The sequence below is a fragment of the Micromonospora sp. CA-240977 genome (assembly GCF_050942285.1).
Lineage (GTDB): Bacteria > Actinomycetota > Actinomycetes > Mycobacteriales > Micromonosporaceae > Micromonospora.
In genome coordinates this window covers 6,884,058-6,903,706 of sequence record NZ_CP192055.1, presented here as the reverse complement: position 1 = coordinate 6,903,706, position 19,649 = coordinate 6,884,058, and the positions used below count along the sequence as shown (strand labels likewise).

The window sequence follows — 19,649 nt, the reverse complement described above, 5'->3', positions numbered from 1 at the left end:
GTCATTCTCACCCCGCAGCGCCACGTTGGCGCGGATCAATCTTCGGCGATCCGCCCGCCGTCGACCCGGAGCCGACGGTTCGTCTCGATGGCGGCCAGCATCCGCCGGTCGTGGGTGACGAGCAGCAGCGTGCCGGGGTAGCTGGCCAGCGCCGACTCAAGCTGCTCGATGGCGGGCAGGTCCAGGTGGTTCGTGGGTTCGTCGAGCACCAGCAGGTTGACGCCGCGGCCCTGGAGCAGGGCCAGCGCCGCGCGGGTCCGCTCGCCGGGGGAGAGGGTCGCCGCCGGTCGCGGCACGTGCGCCGACCGCAGCCCGAACTTGGCCAGCAGGGTCCGCGCGTCCGCCGGTGACATGTGCGGTACGGCGGCGTGGAACGCGTCGATCAACGGCGCGTCGCCGAGGAACAGCCCTCGTGCCTGGTCGACCTCGCCCACCACCACCCCGGGCCCGAGCGAGGCGGTGCCGGCGTCCAACGGCAGCCGCCCGAGCAGCGCGGCCAGCAGGGTGGACTTGCCCGAGCCGTTCGCCCCGGTCACCGCCACCCGGTCCGCCCAGTCGATCTGGAGGTCGACCGGGCCGAGGGTGAACCCGCCCCGGCGTACCACGGCGCCTCGCAGCGTGGCCACGACGGCGCCGGCGCGGGGTGCGGCGGCGATCTCCATCCGCAGCTCCCACTCCTTGCGGGGCTCCTCGACCACATCGAGTCGTTCGATCAGCCGTTCGGTCTGCTTGGCCTTGGCGGCCTGCTTCTCACTCGACTCGCTGCGGAACTTGCGGCCGATCTTGTCGTTGTCGGTGGCCTTGCGGCGGGCGTTCTTCACGCCCTTCTCCATCCAACCGCGCTGGGTGCGGGCCCGTGCCTCCAGTCCGGCCTTGGTGTCGGCGTACTCCTCGAAGTCGGCGCGGGCGTGCCGGCGCGCCACCTCGCGCTCCTCCAGGTAGGCCGCGTAGCCGCCGCCGTAGTGGTGCACCTGCTGCTGCGGCAGGTCCAGCTCCAGCACCCGGGTCACCGTGCGGAGGAGGAACTCACGGTCGTGGCTGACCAGCACCGTGCCGGCCCGCAGCCCGGTGACGAACTCCTCCAACCGCTCCAGACCGGCCAGGTCCAGGTCGTTCGTCGGCTCGTCGAGCAGGAACACGTCGTACCGGCTGAGCAGCAACGAGGCCAGCCCGGCGCGGGCCGCCTGACCACCGGACAACCCGGTCGTCGGGTGGTCCAGGTCGACAGCGAGCCCCAGGTCCGCGCTCACCTGCTCGGCGCGTTCGTCCAGGTCCGCGCCGCCGAGGGCGAGCCAACGCTCCAGCGCGTCGCCGTACGCGTCGTCGGCGCCCACCGCCCCGGCGGTCAGCGCCTCGGTCGCCGCGTCCAACGCCGCCTGCGCGGCGGTCACCCCGGTCCGCCGGGCCAGGAAGTCCCGTACCGTCTCGCCCGGCCGCCGTTCCGGCTCCTGCGGCAGGTGCCCGACGCTCGCCGTGGGCGGGCTGAGTCGCACGCTGCCGGCCTCGACCGGCAGCAACCCGGCGAGGGTACGCAGCAGCGTCGACTTGCCAGCCCCGTTCGGCCCGACCAGGCCGACCACGTCACCGGGGGCCACCACCAGGTCCAGCCCGGCGAAGAGTGGGCGGTCGCCGTGCCCGGCGGCCAGGTCCTTGACGATCATCGTGGCGCTCATCAGAACGGGAGCCTATCCGGCCGCCGGCATACCATCCGACCGGAGCGGGCAGACTCAACGGCGTGGTGACCACACTGGCGATCGACTGCGGCGGCGGGGGCATCAAGGCGTCCGTGCTCGACGAGGCGGGAACGATGCGGGCCCGGCCGTTGCGGGTGCCGACCCCGTACCCGTTGCCGCCTGCGCTCTTCGTCCGGACCCTGCTGGATCTGGGCGGGCGGCTGCCGTCCGCGGACCGGCTGACGGTCGGGGTACCCGGGATGATCCGGCACGGGGTGGTGGTGACCACCCCGCACTACGTGACCCGCAGCGGCCCGCGCAGCCGGATCGATCCGGAGCTGCTCGCCGAGTGGTCCGGCTGGGACGCGCGAGGCGCGCTGGCCGAGGCGTTCGGGGTGCCGGCCCTGGTGCTCAACGACGCCGAGGTGCACGGCGCCGGGGTGGTCGCCGGCGCCGGCTGCGAGCTGGTGCTGACCCTGGGGACGGGTCTGGGCAGCGCGCTCTTCGACGGCGGGGTGCTCGCACCGCACCTGGAGCTGTCGCACGCGCCGGTGCGGTGGGGCACCACCTACGACACGTACGTGGGTGAGCCGGAACGGCGGCGGCTCGGCGACGCCTTCTGGTCCCGGCGGATCCGGCAGGTGGTCGACGGGCTCCGCCCGGTGTTCCGCTGGGACCGGCTCTACCTGGGCGGGGGCAACTCCCGACTGATCCGGCCCGAGCAGCTGGCCCGGATGGGCGACGACGTGGTGGTGGTGCCGAACACCGCCGGGATCGTCGGCGGCGTCCGCGCCTGGGAGTTGGCCGCCACCCGCCGCGACGCGCGAACCTGACCCGGTTTCGACAGCGGGAACAGTCGCCAAACGCGCAGCGTTGTGCCAGCGTCGGAACAGGTGACGGTGCGACCCGAGGAGGTGGACAGATGGATCTTCTGGCGGACTACCGGCGGGCGACCATGTTCTTCGAAACCGGTGACCCGAGCGGTGCAGCCCGACTGTTGGAGCCGATCGTCGACGCCGAACCCGGCAACGCGGCGGTCCGGCAGTTGCTGGCCCGGGCGTACTTCCAGTCGGCCCAGCTCAACCGGGCCGAGGAGCACCTGCGCGAACTCGTCGAACGGGACCCGAGCGACCACTACGCGCACCACGTGCTCGGTCGGACGCTGGAGCGGCTGAACCGGCACACCGACGCGCTGCGGCACCTGCGGATCGCCGCGGCCATGTACGCGACGAACGACGACTACCGGATCGCGCTGGAGCGGGTGGAAACCCGCGTGGGCGGCACGCGCTGAGCGTGCACCGGTGACGTGGCAGGGGCGGTCCTCCGGGGCCGCCCCTTCGTCGTCGGACGGGCCGCCGGGCGTGCCTAGGATGGCGGGCATGGGACCTGACCGGGCGGGGGCCGCGGCATGAAGCTCAAGCTGGACCTGCACGAGATCTTCAACAAGGGGCAGGACATCGACCGCGCGTTGCGCGGGATCATGGACGAGGCGGTGGCGAAGAAGGCCACCCTCGTCGAGATCATCCCTGGCAAGGGGTCCGGTCAGCTCAAGAAGCGGGTGCTGCGGTTCCTCGACCAGAAGGACGTCAAGCAGCTCTACCACCGCGTGGAAAAGGACTCCAAGAACTTCGGCCGTCTCTTCGTCCACTTCCGCTGGAAGTAGCGACGGCAGGGCCTCTGACCTGCATCTCGGGCCGCTTTCATGGTCTATGAACCATGATCATGCCGGCTCCAGGGCCGTCAAGGGCTTGCGGAGCATCATTGCTGCCCTGGTCCGCACCGAGTGCCTTGTCGATGGCCCGGCGGGTTCGATCCTCGCTGGCCGGCAGTAGGTGGGTGTAGGTCCGGAGGGTGAAGCCCGGATCCGCGTGGCCCAGGTAGGCCGACAGCGCCTTGATGCTCTCCCCGGCGTCCAGGAGGACCGAGGCGTAGGTGTGTCGCAGGACGTGCATCCCGTCGTGTCGGTCATCGGGGATGCCGGTCAGCGATCGCGGGCTTCCAGACGCCGGAGTTGCCGAGGGCTGTTCTCGCTGCCCGACTACGGGCGGGCCCAGCTGGCAAGTTCTCTGGCCCCGGTTGCGGGGGTCTTGGGCCAGGGCGTTGCAGAGGATGAGGAAGTCGTCCACGGTGCCGCTGAGCTGGCCGAGCCATTCGGGCATGAGGTAGTTCACGACGGCGGCGTGGAGGTGGTAGAGGTGGTCAAGGCCAGCGGTCAGGAGATCCGCGGCTGTGGTGGTTGCTCGTGCGACGAGTCGGGTGCCGTGAATATCGTTCCGACGTAGCAAAGCCAGGCAGGTCGCTTCGACGACGGCGGTGTCGCCACGGTCGAGGAGGAGATGCTGGAGGACGTCAGCTATTGCGTCTTGGTGGGCCCAGGCGGCGAGTTGTTGTCCTGCGGCGGCCCGGGTTGACCAGTCCGGGCTGTCGGCGGCCGCAATTGTTCCCTGAGGTGGGGCAGGTGCCTGCACGGGCCTCAGATTTCCACAACGGGGAGGTGCTGCCAACCGGGCAGGACGTCCTTAACGCCAGGTACCGCTGCCCCTCACGCTCATCTCCACCAACACTCGGCGGAGTGTCACCCAGGTCCTGATACCGATGTGTCACGCAGGTCCCGAGACCGGACACGCTGCTGTGGCGTTGATTGCGAGAACTTTCTGTACGAGATCAAAGCGGCCCGCTTCGCGGGCCGCTCGCGCCGCCGAACCTGGGCCGGGCCGATGGCCCGCCGCCGCGCCTCTGGCCTTCGGCCGCCAGCGCGTCGGTGATAGCCCGCCAGCGGCGCGACATGCGAAGAAGCCCCCGGGCCGCCATGATCGATGGCAGTTCCGGGGCTTCAAGTTGGTCGAGACACAGGCAGTGCCTCCGGCGGGGCGCTCGGGCGCTCTGGGATGGTGGCGCCGGGCTGGCCCCACCCACTCCACAGGTATGCGGACGAAGGCCGACGGGATGGCTGAAAGGCTGAGATGGGGGCGCCTGGCCGGAGGGGCGGCTGGTGCACGAAGCCCTGCCGGTTCCTAATTCAGTGCTCGCCGACCGCCGGATCGTCTTGGGTTTGCATTTCGCGCAGCGCCTCGTCGGCGGCGATGACTTCCGGGTACCACTGCCGGTGTACCTTGTACGTCCGGTCGAGATCGAACTTGTAGTAGAGCCCGGTTGGCTTGCCGAACGAGAGATTGCGCGGGAGCCGCTGTACCTCGCTGCGGCCCACGACGAGGATCGCGCGGTCGGTGACCACGACGGTCTCCGCCGGCACCGTGAAGATCCCCGAACCGGTTAACGTGACGAAGCCCGTCTGGATCCTCTCCCCGGGCTCCAAATGCGGTGCGGCCCGCGTGGCGATCATCTTGGCCCGTCGTTCCTTGTAGCCCACGGCTTTCCTCCCATGCCAGACGCTGGTCCGGGGCGGCCTGATTTCGTGACAGGGCGCATTGGGGATCAGACTTTATCACTGTCGCCCGCTCCGGCCGCCACGTAGCTGTTGCGTGCGGACGAAGGCCAGCGGGACTGGCTTCGAGCTGCAGGCAAATGGACGGCGAGCGATGAGCTATCAAGATCATCGGGCACAACTGGCACCGACAAGGGCTGTTAACCACTGTCAGGTGACGAAAGAGTTCGCCCAGGTCGGCCCGCCGATGTGACCGAATGCTCATGATCCCTGTAGCACAAGAGAGATTTAGTACGTGAAGTCCGGCAGGACGGCATAGAAGTTCCTGTGGGAGCAGGACTCGGTCCGCGAGGCTTTAACGAGCAAGATCATGCCGTGTTCAGGCCGTCGGACGAGAACCACTGCTGACCATCACTGACCGTCTTTGCCGGATGTGGCAGCAGGTCAGAGCCGGGATCGCCAGGTTTGACTGCATGCACCCCTGGCCTAGATGTACTGCCCAGGCACGTTGGTTGAGGTCGTGTGACGACACGATCTGACGGATCTTGATTGGTGAGGACCTCCTGTCGTGGAGTGGAGCTGCTGAAGGCGACCACACCACAGACCAGGAGGTCCTCGTGTCACACGCTAACGCAGCGTTGACTCCCCGTGCCCGGCTGCGTCTGGCCAAGCTCGTCGTGGACCAGGGCTGGCCCGTCGCGCGGGCGGCTGAGCGCTATGACGTGTCGTGGCCGACGGCGAAGCGGTGGGCTGAGCGTTACCGGTTGGCCGGCGAAGCCGGCATGCACGACCGTTCGTCACGGCCCGCGTCGCAGCCAAGGAAGACACCTCAACCGCTGGTCCGCAAGATCGTGCACCTACGGTGGAAACACCGCCTGGGACCGGTCGCGATCGCCGACCGCCTCGACATGGCCTCATCGACGGTGCATGCCGTGTTGACGCGGTGCCGGCTCAACCGGCTCTCTCACATCGACCGGATCACCGGCGAACCCATACGCCGCTACGAACACCCGACTCCCGGGGCGTTGCTGCACGTCGACGTCAAGAAACTCGGGAACATCCCCGACGGCGGCGGCTGGCGCTACCTCGGCCGCGCCGAGGGCAGCAAGAACCGCAACACCACCGTCGGCAAGCCACGCAGCAAGCACTACAACCCGAAGATCGGCACCGCCTTTGTGCACACCGTCATCGACGACCACAGCCGCGTCGCCTACGCCGAAATCCATGACGACGAGACCGCCACCACCGCCATCGGCGTCCTACGCAGAGCCGTCACCTGGTTCCACGACCGCGGCGTCACCACCCAACGGGTCCTCTCCGACAACGGCAGCTGCTACCGCAGCCACGCCTGGCGAGACGCCTGCACCGACCTCGGCATCACCGCCAAACGCACCCGCCCCTACCGCCCACAAACCAACGGCAAGATCGAACGCTTCCACCGCACCATGGCCCAGGGCTGGGCCTTCAAACGGATGTACTCCAGCGAGTCAGCCCGCCGAAAAGCCCTACCCGCCTGGATACACGAGTACAACCATCACAGGCCCCACACCGCGACCGGCAAACGCCCACCCATCAGCCGCTTAACCAACCTCCCTGGGCAGTACACCTAGATCAATGCAGGGGTCGGTGATCGATGAGGGCGAGGCGCCAGGTAGGACAGCAAATCGACCAGAGCCTGATGCCCTGACCGGGAGCCTCGCCGTGCTGTCCTACCCTGCGACCATCTCGTTGTCAGGCCGGACCTTGAACCACTTTGCCGACCGCATCCGCTACCACCGCCAGCAGCGCAAATCCAGGTGCGGCGACAACACGCTGGCCCTCGGACCTCGGCGTCTGAACACTTCCCCGCCTGATCGGCAATGTCAGGTTGAAGCGCGGACTTAGCCGAGGAGGGCCATGGCTTCGGATGCGGATTTGATAGGCCGGTCGCTGGATGGCGATGTCGACGCCTTCGTGGAGGTGGTCGAGCGTCATGAAGCCGCGGTCGGTTCGTACCTCGCTCGCCGAGCGGGGCGGGATGCGGCTGAGGACCTGCTGGGCGAGGTTTGGGTTGCGGCGTTCGAGTCGCGGCGATCGTACGACCGGTCGTACGACGATGCGCGGCCGTGGCTGTACGGGGTGGCATTGAACCGCTTGCGGCGCTACTGGCGGTCCCGGCCGGTCGAGGACCTGGTCGCGGACGTGCCGGACGTGGCCACTGGATGGGATCCGTGGTCGGCGGTGGACCTCGGCATGGACGCCCGTGCGGTGCTCCGGTCGGCCCTGATGCGGCTCAAACCCGAGGAGCGGGAGGTCCTGAGGCTCGTCGCCTGGGAGGACCTGACCGCAGCCGACGCCGCACGGGCACTCGGCATACCGGCCGGCACCGCGCGGCGGCTGCTGAGCCAGGCCAGGACGGCATTGCGCGACGCGCCGGGGGTGTCCGCGCTTCTGAAGGACCGCAACAGCGCGAAGGAGAGACACCGATGACCGACGAGCTCGATCTGGTCGGTGCGTTGGGCAGCGCAGAACCACTGCGCCCGGAGGCGTATCAGCGGGCGCGGGCGGTGCTGCGGGCGGCCATGGCCGACCCCGGAACCGTGCGGCTGCTGGGCGCCATATCAGCGGAGGACATGACTATGGAGGCGACTTCAACAATGGAAACGACGACAACCACGCGGGACCACGAATCCAGCCCGGCGATTCAGCGCCGCCGCCGGATCGGTATCGCGGGCCGATTGGGCATCGGCGCCGGGGTGGCGGTCACCGCTGCGGCGGCAGTCGTCGCTGTGGTGCTCAACTCGCCGGCGACCGGGGGCACGGGGGCCGGCAAGGATTCGTCGGCCGCCACCTCGGGCTCGACCACCGTCGACGGGTCCGCCGAGCGCGCGCCGCTGATGACCCTGGCCGGGTCCATCACGACGGTCGCCCCGTCGGCGGGCGACGCGTGGCTGGTGAAGGCGACGCAGGTCAACGGCACCAAGACCATGCAGGTCGTCTACACGCTGTACACCGACGATCACGCGATCTATACGGGCAACAGCGTGAAGGACATCAAGCGTGCGATCGCGCGTCACCAGGACCAGATGACGGACGGTGGCTACGCTCCGCTCCTCACGGCAGCCGTCGCCGCGGCGGACAGCAGCCCGGCCGACGGCCGGACCCAGATGCTCAAGGCAGCCAAGGATCCGCTGGTGGGCCTCGACCCCGCAGCGCAGAAGGTGGTGTGGGACAAGCAGCAGGCGGAAGCCCAGGTGATCATTAAGCAGAAGGGCGGCAACGCCGAGCCGAAGCCGTACAGCCCCCAGGCCGTTCAGCGGCACTTCGACAACGCCCTGTGGACGTACAGCACCCAAGCGCTGTCCGCTGGCGACGGCAACACGCAGGTCCGGGCCGGTGTGCTGCGTCTGCTGTCCACCATCTCCGCGGTCAGCGTCAAGAACTCGACCACCCACGGCAAGGCCACGCTGACGATCACCGCCGGCTCCGAGGTGTTCGGCGGCGAGGGCAGCGAGGTGCTGACCATCGACGCCAAGACCGGCATGCTGGTCAAGGACGTCTCCACCGTGCCGGGCCTGCCCCTGGCCTCCACGACGTACGAATCCTCCCGCGTGACGAAGGCCGACCTGTAGGCCGGGAACTCCCACCCAGCAGCATTCCGGCAGACGGGCGTAACGCGCCCGGCGTTCGGTAACGGTGCGGGCCGCCTGGAGGCGGCCCGCACCGTCGTTTTGGTGTTCGCACGGCCGAGGGTTGTGTGCACCTGGCTAGCGATGGCCCGCCAAGGCCCTGCCGTTGCGACACTCTTCCGGACGCGTTAACTGCACGGCGGTGCTCGACGGACTCCGGCGCGTCCCGCAGAGACCACCCGAGCACGTCCGGACGCCGGGGATGCTTCGCTCCTGCCTGGCCCGCTCCATCAGCCCGGCCCGCGCGACTCGAAGGGATAACCCGCAACTATGACCGACACCAACCGAGAAACACTGCGCACCACATTCGGCCAGGACGCCGAACTCTACGACCAATGCCGTCCGACCTATCCACCCCCGCTGTTCACCGACCTCGCCATCCTCGCAGATTTCGGTCCCCGCTCCCGGGTGCTGGAGATCGGATGCGGCACCGGCCAAGCGACCCTGCCCCTGGCACAACTGGGATGCGATGTCGTCGCGATGGACCTCAGCCCCGACATGGCCGCCATCGCCCGACGCAACCTCGCACAGTTCCCGAATGTCACAGTCGTCGCGGCGGCCTTCGAGGACTGGCAGCCCTCGGACGGACCCTTCGACGCGATCCTCTCCGCGACCGCGTTCCACTGGCTTGACCCCGACGTGCGCATGAGCAAAGCCGCTGACCTGCTGCGGCCTGGCGGATCGCTCGGCATCGTCTCGACTCACCACATCGCCGGCGGGACGGACGCCTTCTTCGCCGACGCACAACGATGCTACGAACGTTTCGACCCCACAACACCGCCCGGCATGCGCCTGACGACCGACGACGAAACCCCCGAGGAGGCGGCAGAGTTCGAGCGATCTGCACGATTCGGGCCAGTCGAATTCCGGCGCTACGAGTGGCAACAGACCTACACAGCGCCGGAGTACCTGAACCTGCTCATGACCTACTCCGGCCACCGAGCGATGGCACCGCAGGCACGCGACGGCCTGTTCGCGTGCATCACTCGCCTGATCGACGACGTCTACAACGGAGCAATCACCAAGCAGTACCGGACCCGGCTCGCCATCGCCCACAAAACACCGTGAGCGGCGGTACGGGTGGCCTCGGCGCTGGCGCGCATGCCGAGGTCGTACCACCGACTGGGCCGTCAGAAGGGATACGTGCGGGCGACCGCCAGCATCTCGGAGCTGTGCGACCCGACGACGCCGACGGCCGGCGGCCGGGGGCGGAAACCGGGCAGCGCGTCCAGCCCGTCACTGGCGTCCATGGCCCGCAACGACACCTGCCCGGCGATGGGCCGCACCGTCAACGTGACCTCGATGCCCTCGGTGGGCGGGGCGTGGAACACCAGCCCGAAGCCCCACCTGCCGTCGCGGGGCTCCACCGGCACCGACCGCCCGGCGACCTCGGCCCGCAGCACGGTGGCGGTCGACGTGTCGACGTGCAGGGTCGCGAGCCGGGCCGCCCGCTGCGGGGTGAGTCGCAGCCGCAGCGTGCGTTCGCCGCCAGCGGTGGTGTCACCCAGCACGTCCAGCTTCGGGGCCGGCAGGTTCGCCGGCTGCGCCGGCCCGGCCCGTAGCTCGCCGTCGCCGAGTCCGGGGAAGTCGTCGCCGACGTCGGCCATCCCATCCACGTAGCCGTCCGTCCACGACTGCGGGTCACTCTCGTGGCTGAGCCATCGGGCCTGGCCGGTGCCGGTGTCGAGGGCGTACATCAGGTGGGTGGGCGCCGGATGGGCGGCGTCGAACCGGTCCACGCCCAGCCCGACCCCGGCGAACACCACCGCCGCCACGGCGGCGGCTGCCGCCGGCAGCACGCCGAGCCGGCGGGCCCGCAACGCCCGCATGCCGCGCTGGCCGCCGGCCTGCGGGTGCAGCAGATCCACCACCGGCAGGGCGGCCAGACCGAGCAGCACCATGACCAGCGCGGCCACCCCGCCCATGCCCATCCCCAGCGCGGGGAAGAGCAGCACCACAGTGGGCAGCAGGATGACCACGCCGACCGCCGCGGCGGCGGTCACCGCCACCACCGGCCACGGCCCGGTCTGCCGGGTCCGCAGCGCGACCAGCCCGCCGAGGGCGCCGGCCAGCGCCGGCACCGTGGTGAGGTACGCCCCGCCGGGCACCGCCACGGCGAGCAGCACGCCGAACAGCGCCAGCCAGGCCAGCCCGCCCACGGCCAGCGCGGCCGGGCCGAACCGGCGGCGCAGCAGCGCGTACCAGGTGAACACCACGGCGGCGGCGAGCGCCACGACGGCCAACCGGTACCAGACCGGCCGGTACGGGTCGAGCAGTTCCGCGTACCCCGGTCGGATCGTGGTGATCGCCAGCCAGAGCAGTTGCGCGGCGACCGGCGCGACCACGATCGGCACCAGGGCCAGCCCGAAGCCGGCGGCCAGCCGGCCGGTGCTGGCCCGGCCCCGCCGACGGACCAGCCAGCCCAGCGCGACCACCGCCGCCACCGCGAGCAGGGCCAGCGGCAGGGTGAGCGTGCCCGGGTAGCGGACCAGGCCGCCGGGGACCGGGAAGTAGGTCGCGTCGTGCCCGGACCGCAGGTCGGTCAGGTCGGTGCGGCCGAACTCCCGGGCCAGGCCCAACGCGTTGTCCCCGTGCTGCTGGAGGCTGCCCCGGTCCATTGCCGAAGGCGTGTCCAGCGGCGTGTGGTAGATCGCGCCGCCGTCGATGTACGCCGAGTTCAACCCGACGAACTTCCGGTCCAGGAACGCGGTGAAGTCGGTGTCGTTGGGCAGCGCCCGGTAGATCTCCACAGCGAACGAGGTGCCGACCGGGTGCGGAGCGGCCCGGCCGAAGACGTCCACCAGCTTCGCGTTGTTCCGGGACGTCTCAAACATGATCACCGGGCCGGTGGAGCCCCGCGCCTCCAGGTTGAGCACCACCCCGCCGTCGGCGGCCAGCGGGTGGCTGGCGGCGAACGCGGACGCGCCGCAGAGGCACGCCTCCTCGGCGTCGGTGAGCACGAAGACGATGTCGTTGCGGGGACGCGGGCCGGCGGTCAGCGCGCGGGCCACCTCCAGGATGGTCGAGGTGCCGGCCGCGTCGTCGTTGCCGCCCGGCCCGGTCTGCACCGAGTCGTAGTGAGAGACCAGGAAGACCCGACCGGTCGAGTCGGTGCCGGGCAGTCGGGCCACCACGTTGCGGACGCGGGCCAGTGTCGTCCCGCCCGCGGCGCCGCTGAGCTGCCCGGCCTCCGGGGCCACGGTGTCCTGCACCTCGGTCTCCAGGCCCAACCCGCGCAACTGCTGCTCAAGGTGCGCGCGGACCTGGTCGTTGGCCGCGCTGCCGGCCACGTGCGACCGGGCGGCGATCACCTGGACGTCCTCGTACGCCCGGCCGGCGCTGAACTCGCCCACCGGCGCGCCCGCCGGCTTCGGCGTCGGCGTGCGCAGGTCGAGCAGGCTGCCGGCGCCGACGGCGGCCAGCGCCACCAGCGCCGCGGCGGCGGCCACGAGCCGCCGGTGCGGCCGGGTCAGCGCACGATCCGCTTGGGGTACGCCCGGAGTCGGACGGGCCGGTGTGCCCGTCCTGGCCGGGGTGGGGGGTGCGCCCACGGGAACTCCTCGGGGTGGTGGGGCCTGGGGTGGCACCATCCTGCCCCGCAACCGTCGCGGATGGCATGGCCGGTACGGCCCCGCATTGATCATCCGCGTGGTTTGTCCCTCCACGGGCAGTGATGCGGCCCATCCCCGCCCGTGCCGTGGGCATCGTGTTGTGTGCGACCGTTGTCTAATACAGGATCAGCAGGGCACTCGGAAGGAGCCCGACATCACCAGCGAACTCCCGCGTCTCGCGGCGGTGACCCGGCCGCACCGGGGGTCCGGCTCGGCCGGGTCCCCAGTTGTGCCGTACCCGCACGGTGGCCTGGCGCGGCACGCCAACCTGCCTCCGGGCGAACGGTTGCGGGTGCTGCTGGTGGAGGACGACGAGGGCGACGCCTTCCTGGTCGGTGAGCTGCTCGCCGAGACCAACTCGATGATCGACCTGCTGGTCGCCACCAGCCTGCGGGAGGCGCGGCAGCGGATCAACGACGTCGACTGCGTCCTGCTCGACCTGGGCCTGCCCGACGCGCAGGGGCTGGACGGGCTGCGTCAGGTGCTGGAGATGTCCAGCGGCGCCGCGGTCTGCGTGCTGACCGGCCGCTCGGACGAGCACCTGGGCGTCGTGGCGGTCGCCGAGGGCGCACAGGACTACCTGGTCAAGGGCCAGGTCGACGGGGTGCTGCTGACCCGGGCGCTGCGGTACGCCGTGGAGCGCAAGCGCGCCGACGAGAACGCCCGCCGGCTGCGGGAGGTCGAGCTGCGGCAGGCCGAGTCGGCCCGCCTCGAACGCGGTCTGCTGCCCCAGCCGCTGATGACGACCGACCAGGTGGCGGTGCACACCTTCTACCGGCCCGGCCGGCACGCCGCGCTGATCGGCGGGGACTTCTTCGACGTGGTGCAGACCCGTCCGGACCGTCTCGACCTGATCGTCGGCGACGTCTGCGGGCACGGGGTGGACGAGGCCGCGCTCGGCGTCGAGTTGCGGGTGGCCTGGCGGGCCCTGGTGCTCGCCGGAGTGCCGGACGACGAGGTGCTGCCCGCGCTGGAGCAGGTGCTGATGAGTGAGCGCCGCCTACAGGAGATCTTCGCGACGGTGGCCACCACCAGGCTCGACCTGGACGCCAACCGCGCCACCGTCCGACTCGCCGGGCACCCGCCGCCGCTGCTGCTCGCCGGCGGCCGGGTCGCCCCGGTGCCCGCGCCCGCCGGCCGACTGCTGGGCGTACGACCCCGCCGGCCGATCGCCTACGACCTGGAGTTCGACACCGATGACTGGTCCCTGCTGATGTACACCGACGGCCTCATCGAGGGGCGGGTGGGCGCGGACAATGATCGCCTCGACGTGCCGGGGTTGAGCGGGCTGCTCGACGAGCCGGCCAACCGTTCGGTGTCGCTGCCCGAGCTGCCGGCCTGGCTGGTCGGCCGGGCCGAACGACTCAACGGCGGTCCGCTCGCCGACGACGTGGCAATGCTGCTGGTGAGCCGGGGTGGTGGCCGGTGAAGCCGGTGGTTGGCGGCTGGAGTCTGCGCCGCCGGGTCATCACGCTGCTCACCGTCGTGGGGGTGCTGCTGATCGCCCTGGCCGGCGCGGAGGCGGCGATGGCCGCCCGCAACCGCACCCAGATCGACGCCGTCCTGAACGAGACCGGCCCGCTGCGGGTGCAGTCCCAGGAGCTGCTCAACGCGCTCCTCGACCAGGAGACGGCGATCCGCGGGTACGCGGTCAGCGGTGACCCGGACGACCTGAACCCGTATCGGGAGGGTCTCGCCCAGGAGAAGAGCGTCACCGTCTCGATGCGGGAGCTGCTCGACGACTATCCACAGATCAGCCAGGAGCTGCGGATCGTCGAGGAGCGCATCACGCAGTGGCGGCAGTCGGTGGCCGAGCCGGTGATCACCACCACCGAGCGGAACGGCACCAGCGCGGGCCAGGCCCTTGTCACCGAGCAGGCCCGGCAGCAGTTCGACGAGGTGCGCACGGCGGTGAACGACCTCCAGAAGGAGGTCCTGGCCGCCCGGGAGCAGACCGCCGACAACGTCCGCACCAGCAGCAACGTGCTGGTCGTGCTGCTGATCGTCGCCGCCCTGGTGGTGGTCGTGGCCGGCGCGGTGCTGCTGCTCTCGCTGGACCGGATGGTGGTCCAGCCGCTGACCGGCCTGGCCACCCAGGTCCGCGAGGTCGCCGAGGGCGACTACCAGCACCGCATCGCCACCACCGGCCCACCGGAGTTCATCCAGCTCGGCGACGACGTGGACGCGATGCGCCAGAAGATCGCCGCCGACCTGGCCGAGGTGCGCGCTGCCCGCGAGCGGATCGAGTGGGTGAACAGCCAGCTGCAGAAGCAGGCCGAGGAGTTGACCCGGTCCAACCGCGACCTGGAACAGTTCGCGTACGTGGCCTCGCACGACCTGCAGGAGCCGCTGCGCAAGGTGGCCAGTTTCTGCCAGCTGCTCCAGCGTCGCTACGCCGGGCAGCTCGACGAGCGGGCCGACCAGTACATCGCCTTCGCGGTGGACGGCGCACAGCGGATGCAGCGTCTGATCAACGACCTGCTGGCGTTCTCCCGGATCGGCCGGCTCACCACCGGCTTCGTCGAGGTCGACCTCAACAAGGTGATGGGCGACGTGGCCGGCCAGACCGAGGCCGCACGGCAGTACGCCGACGCGGAGCTGACCTGGACCGATCTGCCGGTGATCTCCGGTGAGGAACCGCTGCTCACCAACCTGCTGGCCAACCTGGTCAGCAACTCGATCAAGTTCCGCCGGGCGGAGGTGCCGCCCAAGGTGCACGTCTCGGCCCGGTTGGTCGACGGCGAGTGGGAGATCACCTGCCAGGACAACGGCATCGGGATCGAGCCGGAGTTCGCCGACAAGATCTTCGTGATCTTCCAGCGGTTGCACTCGAAGGACGCGTACCCGGGCACCGGCATCGGGTTGGCCATCGTCAAGAAGATCGTCGAATATCACGGCGGTCGGGTCTGGGTGGACACCGACGTACCGGAGGGCACGGCGATCCGGTTCACCCTGCCGGCGCTTCCGGCGGACCAGGAGGCGGCTGCCGCCGCCGACTCGTCGGAGCAGCCGCCGGCCCTGCCGGACGGCGACGCCACGCCCTCGAACGAGACTCCGGCAGCGCCGGCCGAGCAGTCCGGCGGGTCGGACCGGCCGGACCGGGCCGACGAGTCGCCGGAAAGCGGTAGAACGGGTGACATGAGGGAGACGGTGGGATGACCGCGCCGGCGGATGGCAAGAGCCCGATCGAGGTTCTGCTGGTCGAGGACGATCCGGGTGATGTGCTGATGACCCAGGAGGCGTTCGAGGAGCACAAGCTGCGCAACCGGCTGACCGTCGTCTCCGACGGCGCCGAGGCGCTCGCCTACCTGCGCCAGGAGGGTCAGTACGCGGACGCGGTGGTGCCCGACCTGATCCTGCTCGACCTCAACCTGCCCCGGCGCGACGGCCGGGAGGTGCTCGAAGAGATCAAGAACGACCCGGAACTGCGGCGGATCCCGGTGGTGGTGCTCACCACCTCACAGGCCGACGAGGACATCCTGCGCAGCTACCAGCTGCACGCCAACGCCTACGTGACCAAGCCGGTGGACTTCGAGCGTTTCATCTCGGTGGTCCGCCAGATCGACGAGTTCTTCGTCAGCGTGGTCAAGCTGCCGCCGCGTGGCTGACACCCTGCTCGACGACGTTGGCGACCTGCTGCGGGAGGCCGCCGACCAGGTCGTGCTCCCGTTGTTCCGCAAGCTGGACGACGCCGACGTGTCGGAGAAGGCGCCCGGTGAGGTGGTCACCATCGCCGACCGCCGGGCCGAGGAGTTGCTCTCGGCGGGGTTGCGCCGGCTGCGGCCCGGCTCGAAGGTGGTCGGTGAGGAGGGTGTCGCCGACGACCCGGAGCTGCTGCGGCACCTGCGCGACGCCGGTGACGTCTGGCTTGTCGACCCGGTCGACGGCACCGCCAACTTCGCTGCCGGTCGCCGGCCGTTCGCCCTGATGGTGTCGTTGCTGACCGACGGACAGCCGGTCGCCGGCTGGATCCTCGACCCGCTCGCCGACACGCTCGCCGCGGGCTGGGCGGACGACGGCACAGTGCTCAACGGCCGGCCGGTGGGCGGCACCATCCCGGTGCCACCGCGCGGCGAGCTACGCGGCGCGGCGATGACCCGGTTCCTGCCACCGGAGACCCGCGACCGGGTCCGCGCCGGCGGTCGGCGGATCGGTGAGCTGCTGCCCGGTCAGCACTGCGCCGGCCGGGAATATCTGGACATCCTCACCGGTGAGCAGCAGTTCACCCTCTTCTGGCGCACCCTGCCCTGGGACCATGCACCGGGCACCGTGCTGGTCCGGGCGGCCGGTGGCGTCGCCCGCCGGTTCGACGGCGTCGACTACCACCCCACCGACGACGGCCGCGGTCTGCTCGTCGCGGTGAACGAGCAGGTCTGGACCGAGGTACGCGACGCGCTTCTCGCCCCCTGACCCGGGCGCTGCGCGACGCCCTTCCCGCCCCCTGACCCGGGCGCTGCGCGACGGTGTCGGAACGCTGCGTCGACATCGGGGCGTCCCGGGCGTCAGGGGGCTGGTCACCGGCCCACAGTCCGGTATCGTGACCGGCGGTCTCCGCCAGCAGGCCGCCGACCGGCGCCGGCGGGGACGCCGCCGCGCAGATGTTCACCGGGGGCCGGCGGTCGACGGAAGGACGCTTTCGTGCCCAGGACCAGGCTCGACCCGCGGCTCGGTCGCCGCACCCTGCTCACTCTGCTCGCCACCGTCGCCCTGGTGCTCGGCGGCGCCGCCGTGCCCGCGTACGCCGAGCCCGGCGAGGGTGGCAGCAAGAAGCTGCAGGACGCGTTGGAGCTGACCGCCAAGGGGCACATCGAGGCCAAGGCCAAGCTCGACAACTCCAAGCGCCGCCAGACGGCGTTGACCGGCGAGTTGACGGCGATCGAGGGTCGCATGGGTGGGCTCACCGCCCAGGTCGGCGAGGTCGCCGCACAGTCCTACCGGGTCGGCCGGCTCGGCCCGGCGTCGATGCTGCTCAACACCGCCACCCCGCAGGCGTTCCTGGAACGTGCCAGCGACCTCGACCTGATGGCCCAGCGGGACAGCAAGCGGCTGCGTGACCTCGTCGAAGCCCAGAAGCAGGCCCAACAGGCCAAGGTCGCCATCGACACCGAGGTCCGCGAGCAGCAGAAGCAGCTCGCCGTGATGGCGAAGAAGAAGAAGGAGGCCGAGGCGGCGCTCGCCGAGGTCAGCTCGGGCAGCAGCAACGGTTTCAGCGGGGGCAGTTCCGCCTCGGCGAAGCCCGCCCCGCGTAACTCCGACGGATCCTGGCCGTCGGAGTCCTGCTCGGTGAAGGACCCGACCACCTCCGGCTGCATCACCCCGCGCACCCTCAACGCGCTGAAGCAGACCCAGGCGGCCGGCTACAAGCGGCACGTCTCCTGTAAGCGCGAAGGCGGCGGCGGCGAGCACCCGAAGGGCCGGGCCTGCGACTTCGCCGCGGCCACCAACGGCTTCGAGGATCGCAACGCGACCGGCGGCGACAAGGCGTACGGCGACAGCCTGGCCGCCTGGCACGTGCGCAACGCCGATCGACTGGGCGTGCTCTACGTGATCTGGTACCGGCAGATCTGGCATCCCGGCACTGGGTGGCGTTCGTACAGTGGCAGCGGCAGTCCGGCCGCGTCCCACACGAACCATGTTCATCTCTCGATGTACTGACCCGAAGCACCGGCTTCGCTGCGTACCATCGCGACGATGAGTTCCCCACCGTCCGACGTAGCGGCCCCGCCGGCCTTCCCGGCCTCGCCTGTGCCGGTCAGCGGCCGTGCGCTGCCCAACGGCCTGGCCGCCTTCCTGGTCTTCTTCTCCAGCGGCGCCGTGCTGGTGCTGGAGACCGTCGCGCTGCGCCTGGTCGGCCCGTACGTCGGGGTGACCCTCCAGGTGACCAGCTCGGTGATCGGCGTCGCGCTGGCCGCGATCGCCTACGGGGCGTGGACCGGCGGCTGGCTGGCCGACCGGCGCGACCCGCGTGGCCTGCTGGCACCGGCGTTGGTGCTGGCCGGCATCGCCACCGCCATCACCCTGCCCATCGTCCGGTACGCCGGTGAGGTGCTGCGCGGTGGCGCGGCCAGCGCGATCCTGCTGCTTGTGGCGCTGGCCGTGTTCGTGCCGGCCGCGCTGTTGGCGGCGGTCACCCCGTTGGTCGTCAAGCTTCAGCTGGCCGACCTGCGTCGTACCGGCCAGGTGGTCGGTCGACTCTCCGGGATCGGCACCCTGGGCGGCATCACGGCGACCCTACTCACCGGCTTCGTGCTGGTCGCGGCCCTGCGCAGCACTGTCATCCTGCTGACCCTGGCGGTGGCGCTCGGGCTTGTCGGCATCGGCCTCGGCTGGTATCTGCGCCGGCAGGAGCCCACCAGGCTGCCCGGTCCGGCGCGCACCCGGGCCGCGCTGGCCGTGCTCGGCCTGGTCGGGGCGGGCCTCAGCACCGTCGCGCCGAACCCGTGCGACATCGAGACGGCGTACCACTGCGCCCGGGTCACCACCGACCCGGCCCGGCCCACCGGGCGGACGCTGCTGCTCAACTCGGCCCAGCACTCGTACGTGGACCTCGCCGACCCGAAACACCTGGAGTACGCGTACACGAAGTGGATCGGCGCGGTCGCCGACGTCGCCGCGCCGGCCGGTCAACGGCTGGACGCGCTGCACCTGGGCGGGGGCGGATTCACAGTGCCGCGCTACCTGACCGCCACCCGGCCGGGCACCGACAACGTGGTGTTCGAGATCGACGGCGGGCTGGTCGAGCTGGGGGAGCGGGAGCTGGGCGTACGGACCGGGCCGGAGCTGCGGGCGGTGGTGGGCGACGCCCGGATGCTTGTCGGCGGCGAGCCGACGGACAGCCGCGACCTGGTGGTCGGTGACGCGTTCGGTCACCTGGTGGTGCCCTGGCACCTGGCCACCCGGGAGATGGCGGCCGAAGTCCGGCGGGTCACCCGCCCCGGCGGCGTGTACGTGCAGAACGTCATCGACTACCCGCCGCTGCGGTTCATCCGCGCCGAGCTGGCCACCGTGGCCGCCGAGTTCGGGCACGTCGCGTTGATCGCGCCGCCCGAGGCGCTCGCCGAGGAGCAGGGTTCCAACTTCCTCATCGTCGGCTCCGACGCGCCGCTGCCGCTGGACGCCGTGCGGGCCCGGCTGAACGAGGTGGATCCGAAGGTCAGCCTGCTGTCCGGCGCGGCGCTTACCGACTTCGTCGGCGCGGCCCTGGTATTGACCGATGACTACGCCCCGGTGGACCAACTGCTTGCCACCGCCTGAACGGGTGACAACTCTGACCGATTCCGATCCTTGAGGTGTAGGCCGGTTGATCCTGGGC

General features: G+C 70.7%; 17 protein-coding genes. 13 read left to right on the top strand and 4 right to left on the bottom strand.

Going from position 1 to position 19,649, the window contains the following annotated elements:
* Nucleotides 1-35: 35 nt before the first annotated feature.
* Nucleotides 36-1,673 carry an ABC-F family ATP-binding cassette domain-containing protein gene (locus ACQPWW_RS31385; protein WP_433127438.1) on the bottom strand — a complete coding sequence of 546 codons (1,638 nt, stop codon included), beginning with the start codon at nucleotides 1,671-1,673 and terminating at the stop codon, nucleotides 36-38.
* Nucleotides 1,674-1,735: 62 nt separating this feature from the next.
* On the opposite strand from ACQPWW_RS31385, the gene ACQPWW_RS31380 reads away from it, so the two are divergent.
* The 3 genes from ACQPWW_RS31380 to ACQPWW_RS31370 all read left to right on the top strand — a co-directional run bounded on the left by ACQPWW_RS31380 (nucleotide 1,736) and on the right by ACQPWW_RS31370 (nucleotide 3,336).
* On the top strand, nucleotides 1,736-2,506 hold the full coding sequence (locus ACQPWW_RS31380; protein WP_433127437.1) for an ROK family protein: 771 nt from the start codon (nucleotides 1,736-1,738) through the stop codon (nucleotides 2,504-2,506).
* 89 nt (nucleotides 2,507-2,595) lie between these two features.
* Nucleotides 2,596-2,964: a tetratricopeptide repeat protein gene (locus ACQPWW_RS31375; protein WP_357370359.1), complete on the top strand. Its 369-nt coding sequence runs from the start codon at nucleotides 2,596-2,598 to the stop codon at nucleotides 2,962-2,964.
* 117 nt (nucleotides 2,965-3,081) lie between these two features.
* Nucleotides 3,082-3,336, top strand: a complete 255-nt coding sequence (locus ACQPWW_RS31370) for a Smr/MutS family protein (protein WP_007465523.1) — start codon at nucleotides 3,082-3,084, stop codon at nucleotides 3,334-3,336.
* A 37-nt stretch (nucleotides 3,337-3,373) separates the two neighbouring features.
* On the opposite strand, the gene ACQPWW_RS31365 is transcribed toward ACQPWW_RS31370, so the two are convergent.
* Both ACQPWW_RS31365 and ACQPWW_RS31360 read right to left on the bottom strand, forming a co-directional pair.
* Nucleotides 3,374-4,141, bottom strand: coding sequence for a tyrosine-type recombinase/integrase (locus ACQPWW_RS31365; protein WP_433127436.1), 768 nt, complete (start codon nucleotides 4,139-4,141; stop codon nucleotides 3,374-3,376).
* Between the two features lie 551 nt (nucleotides 4,142-4,692).
* On the bottom strand, nucleotides 4,693-5,043 hold the full coding sequence (locus tag ACQPWW_RS31360; RefSeq protein ID WP_433127435.1) for a hypothetical protein: 351 nt from the start codon (nucleotides 5,041-5,043) through the stop codon (nucleotides 4,693-4,695).
* 632 nt (nucleotides 5,044-5,675) lie between these two features.
* Here ACQPWW_RS31360 and ACQPWW_RS31355 point away from each other — a divergent pair.
* From ACQPWW_RS31355 to ACQPWW_RS31340, 4 genes are all read left to right on the top strand, one after another.
* Nucleotides 5,676-6,668, top strand: a complete 993-nt coding sequence (locus ACQPWW_RS31355) for an IS481 family transposase (RefSeq protein ID WP_433134692.1) — start codon at nucleotides 5,676-5,678, stop codon at nucleotides 6,666-6,668.
* A gap of 286 nt (nucleotides 6,669-6,954) precedes the next feature.
* On the top strand, nucleotides 6,955-7,527 hold the full coding sequence (locus tag ACQPWW_RS31350; protein WP_433127434.1) for an RNA polymerase sigma factor: 573 nt from the start codon (nucleotides 6,955-6,957) through the stop codon (nucleotides 7,525-7,527).
* Nucleotides 7,524-8,669: a hypothetical protein gene (locus tag ACQPWW_RS31345; RefSeq protein WP_433127433.1), complete on the top strand. Its 1,146-nt coding sequence runs from the start codon at nucleotides 7,524-7,526 to the stop codon at nucleotides 8,667-8,669. Before ACQPWW_RS31350 ends, ACQPWW_RS31345 begins: the two co-directional genes overlap by 4 nt.
* Nucleotides 8,670-8,996: 327 nt before the next feature.
* Complete coding sequence (locus tag ACQPWW_RS31340) at nucleotides 8,997-9,794, top strand: class I SAM-dependent methyltransferase (protein WP_433127432.1); 798 nt, start codon at nucleotides 8,997-8,999, stop codon at nucleotides 9,792-9,794.
* A gap of 62 nt (nucleotides 9,795-9,856) precedes the next feature.
* Here the strand turns inward: ACQPWW_RS31340 and ACQPWW_RS31335 are convergent, their stop codons facing one another.
* Nucleotides 9,857-12,277, bottom strand: coding sequence for a M28 family peptidase (locus ACQPWW_RS31335; protein WP_433127431.1), 2,421 nt, complete (start codon nucleotides 12,275-12,277; stop codon nucleotides 9,857-9,859).
* Between the two features lie 289 nt (nucleotides 12,278-12,566).
* On the opposite strand from ACQPWW_RS31335, the gene ACQPWW_RS31330 reads away from it, so the two are divergent.
* From ACQPWW_RS31330 to ACQPWW_RS31305, 6 genes are all read left to right on the top strand, one after another.
* Entirely contained in the window at nucleotides 12,567-13,766 is a 1,200-nt protein-coding gene (locus ACQPWW_RS31330; protein WP_433127430.1) for a PP2C family protein-serine/threonine phosphatase, read from the top strand.
* Nucleotides 13,763-15,496, top strand: coding sequence for a sensor histidine kinase (locus tag ACQPWW_RS31325; RefSeq protein ID WP_433127429.1), 1,734 nt, complete (start codon nucleotides 13,763-13,765; stop codon nucleotides 15,494-15,496). The genes ACQPWW_RS31330 and ACQPWW_RS31325 overlap by 4 nt, the downstream gene beginning before the upstream one ends.
* Nucleotides 15,493-15,945 (top strand): response regulator, encoded by a 453-nt coding sequence (locus tag ACQPWW_RS31320; protein ID WP_433127428.1) that lies wholly within the window; start codon nucleotides 15,493-15,495, stop codon nucleotides 15,943-15,945. The genes ACQPWW_RS31325 and ACQPWW_RS31320 overlap by 4 nt, the downstream gene beginning before the upstream one ends.
* Nucleotides 15,938-16,747, top strand: coding sequence for an inositol monophosphatase family protein (locus ACQPWW_RS31315; RefSeq protein WP_433127427.1), 810 nt, complete (start codon nucleotides 15,938-15,940; stop codon nucleotides 16,745-16,747). Before ACQPWW_RS31320 ends, ACQPWW_RS31315 begins: the two co-directional genes overlap by 8 nt.
* 228 nt (nucleotides 16,748-16,975) lie before the next feature.
* Nucleotides 16,976-17,992: a coiled-coil domain-containing protein gene (locus ACQPWW_RS31310; RefSeq protein ID WP_433127426.1), complete on the top strand. Its 1,017-nt coding sequence runs from the start codon at nucleotides 16,976-16,978 to the stop codon at nucleotides 17,990-17,992.
* Nucleotides 17,993-18,028: 36 nt separating this feature from the next.
* Nucleotides 18,029-19,591, top strand: coding sequence for a fused MFS/spermidine synthase (locus tag ACQPWW_RS31305; protein WP_433127425.1), 1,563 nt, complete (start codon nucleotides 18,029-18,031; stop codon nucleotides 19,589-19,591).
* Nucleotides 19,592-19,649: the final 58 nt, after the last annotated feature.

Excerpts from the sequence above, each read along its gene's own strand:
- ACQPWW_RS31370 (WP_007465523.1), top strand. The coding sequence starts at position 3,082 with ATGAAGCTCAAGCTGGACCTGCACGAGATCTTCAACAAGGGGCAGGAC.
- ACQPWW_RS31385 (WP_433127438.1), bottom strand. The coding sequence starts at position 1,673 with ATGAGCGCCACGATGATCGTCAAGGACCTGGCCGCCGGGCACGGCGAC.
- ACQPWW_RS31340 (WP_433127432.1), top strand. The coding sequence starts at position 8,997 with ATGACCGACACCAACCGAGAAACACTGCGCACCACATTCGGCCAGGAC.
- ACQPWW_RS31320 (WP_433127428.1), top strand. The coding sequence starts at position 15,493 with ATGACCGCGCCGGCGGATGGCAAGAGCCCGATCGAGGTTCTGCTGGTC.
- ACQPWW_RS31350 (WP_433127434.1), top strand. The coding sequence starts at position 6,955 with ATGGCTTCGGATGCGGATTTGATAGGCCGGTCGCTGGATGGCGATGTC.
- ACQPWW_RS31305 (WP_433127425.1), top strand. The coding sequence starts at position 18,029 with ATGAGTTCCCCACCGTCCGACGTAGCGGCCCCGCCGGCCTTCCCGGCC.
- ACQPWW_RS31375 (WP_357370359.1), top strand. The coding sequence starts at position 2,596 with ATGGATCTTCTGGCGGACTACCGGCGGGCGACCATGTTCTTCGAAACC.
- ACQPWW_RS31345 (WP_433127433.1), top strand. The coding sequence starts at position 7,524 with ATGACCGACGAGCTCGATCTGGTCGGTGCGTTGGGCAGCGCAGAACCA.